This window comes from Cupriavidus sp. 05T313 (assembly GCF_056396665.1).
The window spans coordinates 1-5,305 of record NZ_JBFTLX010000363.1 but is presented as its reverse complement, the minus strand read 5'-3'; the positions used below and the strand labels follow the sequence as shown (position 1 = coordinate 5,305).

Below are 5,305 nucleotides of genomic sequence, written 5' to 3'. Positions count from 1 at the left end.
AGTTCTTTAACAAACAAACAACCGATAAGTGTGGGCGCTTGATAGCGGATGCGGAAGACTTCGGTCTTTTAGCTTACAAGTTATAAAGTGCTCGCACAGTAAAACATGTTGGTTATGTCCGGGGTGCAAATCRCGGATGTAGCCAGTCAGTTTTCTGAGAGTGAGCGACCGCTCGAAAGAGCGAGRTYCKYMRGRAYCACACAGGTATTAAACTGAAGAGTTTGATCCTGGCTCAGATTGAACGCTGGCGGCATGCCTTACACATGCAAGTCGAACGGCAGCACGGGAGCAATCCTGGTGGCGAGTGGCGAACGGGTGAGTAATACATCGGAACGTGCCCTGTCGTGGGGGATAACTAGTCGAAAGATTAGCTAATACCGCATACGACCTGAGGGTGAAAGCGGGGGACCGYAAGGCCTCGCGCGATAGGAGCGGCCGATGTCTGATTAGCTAGTTGGTGGGGTAAAGGCCCACCAAGGCGACGATCAGTAGCTGGTCTGAGAGGACGATCAGCCACACTGGGACTGAGACACGGCCCAGACTCCTACGGGAGGCAGCAGTGGGGAATTTTGGACAATGGGGGCAACCCTGATCCAGCAATGCCGCGTGTGTGAAGAAGGCCTTCGGGTTGTAAAGCACTTTTGTCCGGAAAGAAATCCYTTGCTCTAATACAGCGGGGGGATGACGGTACCGGAAGAATAAGCACCGGCTAACTACGTGCCAGCAGCCGCGGTAATACGTAGGGTGCGAGCGTTAATCGGAATTACTGGGCGTAAAGCGTGCGCAGGCGGTTTTGTAAGACAGGCGTGAAATCCCCGAGCTCAACTTGGGAATGGCGCTTGTGACTGCAAGGCTAGAGTATGTCAGAGGGGGGTAGAATTCCACGTGTAGCAGTGAAATGCGTAGAGATGTGGAGGAATACCGATGGCGAAGGCAGCCCCCTGGGACGTCACTGACGCTCATGCACGAAAGCGTGGGGAGCAAACAGGATTAGATACCCTGGTAGTCCACGCCCTAAACGATGTCAACTAGTTGTTGGGGATTCATTTCTTCAGTAACGTAGCTAACGCGTGAAGTTGACCGCCTGGGGAGTACGGTCGCAAGATTAAAACTCAAAGGAATTGACGGGGACCCGCACAAGCGGTGGATGATGTGGATTAATTCGATGCAACGCGAAAAACCTTACCTACCCTTGACATGCCACTAACGAAGCAGAGATGCATCAGGTGCCCGAAAGGGAAAGTGGACACAGGTGCTGCATGGCTGTCGTCAGCTCGTGTCGTGAGATGTTGGGTTAAGTCCCGCAACGAGCGCAACCCTTGTCTTTAGTTGCTACGCAAGAGCACTCTAGAGAGACTGCCGGTGACAAACCGGAGGAAGGTGGGGATGACGTCAAGTCCTCATGGCCCTTATGGGTAGGGCTTCACACGTCATACAATGGTGCGTACAGAGGGTTGCCAACCCGCGAGGGGGAGCTAATCCCAGAAAACGCATCGTAGTCCGGATCGTAGTCTGCAACTCGACTACGTGAAGCTGGAATCGCTAGTAATCGCGGATCAGCATGCCGCGGTGAATACGTTCCCGGGTCTTGTACACACCGCCCGTCACACCATGGGAGTGGGTTTTGCCAGAAGTAGTTAGCCTAACCGCAAGGAGGGCGATTACCACGGCAGGGTTCATGACTGGGGTGAAGTCGTAACAAGGTAGCCGTATCGGAAGGTGCGGCTGGATCACCTCCTTTCAAGAGCGTGCATCTTAAGTCGAGCGTTCACACTTATCGGTTTGTTTGCTGTTACAGCCAAGGGTCTGTAGCTCAGGTGGTTAGAGCACCGTCTTGATAAGGCGGGGGTCGTAGGTTCAAGTCCTACCAGACCCACCAAGTTACGGATGGTGGTTCGACGCTGAACCTCCGGACAGAAGTACATGGGGGATTAGCTCAGCTGGGAGAGCACCTGCTTTGCAAGCAGGGGGTCGTCGGTTCGATCCCGTCATCCTCCACCATTTACCGCGCACTTCGGTGTGCCCCTTGGATTGGTCGTCAAAGGCAAGCGCTTAGGATTGAGCGTTTGCCTTTGGCCTTGGCCAAGACGTTGCGAGACCAAGTTTCGCACGGCTGTTCTTTAAMAATATGGGATGTAGTAAAGGTGTCGTGAGCGTTGATGAGACGCTGWAGTACAACACGATACCGGGTTGTGATTGTATCAACCAAAATGTATTTAAGTGATCGAAAGATGACTTGGAATACGGCACAAATGCGAGAACTCATCCTGTAGCGAGCACGGCTTGAACGCAAGTTTGAGACACACTCGTTATAGGGTCAAGCGAACAAGTGCATGTGGTGGATGCCTTGGCGATCACAGGCGATGAAGGACGCGGTAGCCTGCGAAAAGCTTCGGGGAGCTGGCAAACAAGCTTTGATCCGGAGATGTCCGAATGGGGAAACCCGGCCYGAATGGGTCATCCCTGACTGAATACATAGGTCAGGGAAGCGAACGCGGCGAACTGAAACATCTAAGTAGCTGCAGGAACAGAAATCAACCGAGATTCCCARAGTAGTGGCGAACGAAATGGGAAGAGCCTTGTACTCTTTAGCAGCATTGTTAGCAGAACGGGATGGAAAGCCCGGCCATAGCAGGTGATAGCCCTGTATGCGAAAACAGCGTTGTGGAACTAGGTGTACGACAAGTAGGGCGGGACACGTGAAATCCTGTCTGAAGATGGGGGGACCATCCTCCAAGGCTAAATACTCGTGATCGACCGATAGTGAACCAGTACCGTGAGGGAAAGGCGAAAAGAACCCCGGGAGGGGAGTGAAATAGATCCTGAAACCGCATGCATACAAACAGTCGGAGCCTGGAAACGGGTGACGGCGTACCTTTTGTATAATGGGTCAGCGACTTACATTCAGTGGCAAGCTTAACCGATTAGGGAAGGCGTAGCGAAAGCGAGTCCGAAYAGGGCGTTCAGTCGCTGGGTGTAGACCCGAAACCAGACGATCTATCCATGGCCAGGTTGAAGGTGCGGTAACACGTACTGGAGGACCGAACCCACTAACGTTGAAAAGTTAGGGGATGAGCTGTGGATAGGGGTGAAAGGCTAAACAAGTCTGGAAATAGCTGGTTCTCTCCGAAAACTATTTAGGTAGTGCCTCGTGTCTCACCTTCGGGGGTAGAGCACTGTCATGGTTGGGGGGTCTATTGCTGATTACCCCGCCATAGCAAACTCCGAATACCGAAGAGTGCAATCACGGGAGACAGACATCGGGTGCTAACGTCCGGTGTCAAGAGGGAAACAACCCAGACCGCCAGCTAAGGTCCCTAAGATTGGCTAAGTGGGAAACGAAGTGGGAAGGCKAAAACAGTCAGGAGGTTGGCTTAGAAGCAGCCATCCTTTAAAGAAAGCGTAATAGCTCACTGATCGAGTCGTCCTGCGCGGAAGATGTAACGGGGCTAAGCCAGTCACCGAAGCTGCGGATGCGTGCATTCCTTTAAGTGCACCTTGCTTGTCGATGCGCAGCATCGACAAAGCGCCCAACAATGGTCGTTGGGATGCAAGTGGAGTGGATTTAAAGGAGTGCACGCATGGTAGGAGAGCGTTCTGTAAGCCTGTGAAGGTGTCTTGTAAAGGATGCTGGAGGTATCAGAAGTGCGAATGCTGACATGAGTAGCGATAAAGGGGGTGAAAAGCCCCCTCGCCGTAAGCCCAAGGTTTCCTACGCAACGTTCATCGGCGTAGGGTGAGTCGGCCCCTAAGGCGAGGCAGAGATGCGTAGCTGATGGGAAGCAGGTTAATATTCCTGCACCGTCGTATGATGCGATGGGGGGACGGATCGCGGAAGGTTGTCCGGGTGTTGGAAGTCCCGGTCCCTGTATTGGAGAAGGCGCTTAGGCAAATCCGGGCGCGGAATTCAAGGATRTGGGGCGAGCGGCCTAGAGCTGCGAAGCAATTGGAAGTGGTTCCAAGAAAAGCCTCTAAGCTTCAGTCATACGAGACCGTACCGCAAACCGACACAGGTGGGCGAGATGAGTATTCTAAGGCGCTTGAGAGAACTCGGGAGAAGGAACTCGGCAAATTGGTACCGTAACTTCGGGATAAGGTACGCCCTTGTAGCTTGACTGGCCTGCGCCAGGAGGGTGAAGGGGTTGCAATAAAATGGTGGCTGCGACTGTTTAATAAAAACACAGCACTCTGCAAACACGAAAGTGGACGTATAGGGTGTGACGCCTGCCCGGTGCCGGAAGATTAAATGATGGGGTGCAAGCTCTTGATTGAAGTCCCGGTAAACGGCGGCCGTAACTATAACGGTCCTAAGGTAGCGAAATTCCTTGTCGGGTAAGTTCCGACCTGCACGAATGGCGTAACGATGGCCACACTGTCTCCTCCCGAGACTCAGCGAAGTTGAAGTGTTTGTGATGATGCAATCTCCCCGCGGCTAGACGGAAAGACCCCATGAACCTTTACTGTAGCTTTGCATTGGACTTTGAACCGATCTGTGTAGGATAGGTGGGAGGYTTTGAAGCGTGGACGCTAGTCTGCGTGGAGCCGTCCTTGAAATACCACCCTGGTTTGTTTGAGGTTCTAACCTTGGCCCGTGAATCCGGGTCGGGGACAGTGCATGGTAGGCAGTTTGACTGGGGCGGTCTCCTCCCAAAGTGTAACGGAGGAGTTCGAAGGTACGCTTGGTACGGTCGGACATCGTACCTAAAGTGCAATGGCAAAAGCGTGCTTAACTGCGAGACCGACAAGTCGAGCAGGTGCGAAAGCAGGACATAGTGATCCGGTGGTTCTGAATGGAAGGGCCATCGCTCAACGGATAAAAGGTACTCTGGGGATAACAGGCTGATACCGCCCAAGAGTTCATATCGACGGCGGTGTTTGGCACCTCGATGTCGGCTCATCTCATCCTGGGGCTGTAGCCGGTCCCAAGGGTATGGCTGTTCGCCATTTAAAGAGGTACGTGAGCTGGGTTTAAAACGTCGTGAGACAGTTTGGTCCCTATCTGCCGTGGGCGTTGGAATCTTGACGGGGGCTGCTCCTAGTACGAGAGGACCGGAGTGGACGTACCGCTGGTGTACCTGTTGTCTCGCCAGAGGCATCGCAGGGTAGCTATGTACGGAAGAGATAACCGCTGAAAGCATCTAAGCGGGAAACTCGCCTGAAGATGAGGATTCCCTGGAGCCTTGAGCTCCTTGAAGGGTCGTTCGAGACCAGGACGTTGATAGGCTGGGTGTGGAAGCGCAGTAATGCGTTAAGCTAACCAGTACTAATTGCCCGTAAGGCTTGATCCTATAACCAGTGTGTTTCT

At 53.2% G+C, this 5,305-nt stretch carries 2 tRNA genes and 2 rRNA genes; all 4 read left to right on the top strand.

Annotated elements, in window-relative coordinates:
* The first annotated feature begins 209 nt into the window (after window positions 1–209).
* The 4 genes from AC1DKD_RS38780 (at window position 210) to AC1DKD_RS38765 (ending at window position 5,288) form a co-directional block, all read left to right on the top strand.
* Window positions 210–1,741: ribosomal RNA gene (locus tag AC1DKD_RS38780) — 16S ribosomal RNA — on the top strand.
* Between the two features lie 61 nt (window positions 1,742–1,802).
* Window positions 1,803–1,879: transfer RNA gene (locus tag AC1DKD_RS38775), tRNA-Ile, on the top strand.
* Window positions 1,880–1,925: 46 nt separating this feature from the next.
* Window positions 1,926–2,001 (top strand) — tRNA-Ala (locus AC1DKD_RS38770).
* 314 nt (window positions 2,002–2,315) lie between these two features.
* Window positions 2,316–5,288, top strand: a 23S ribosomal RNA gene (locus AC1DKD_RS38765).
* The 16S and 23S rRNA genes sit together here with 2 tRNA genes alongside, the layout of an rRNA operon.
* The last annotated feature ends 17 nt before the right edge of the window (window positions 5,289–5,305 follow it).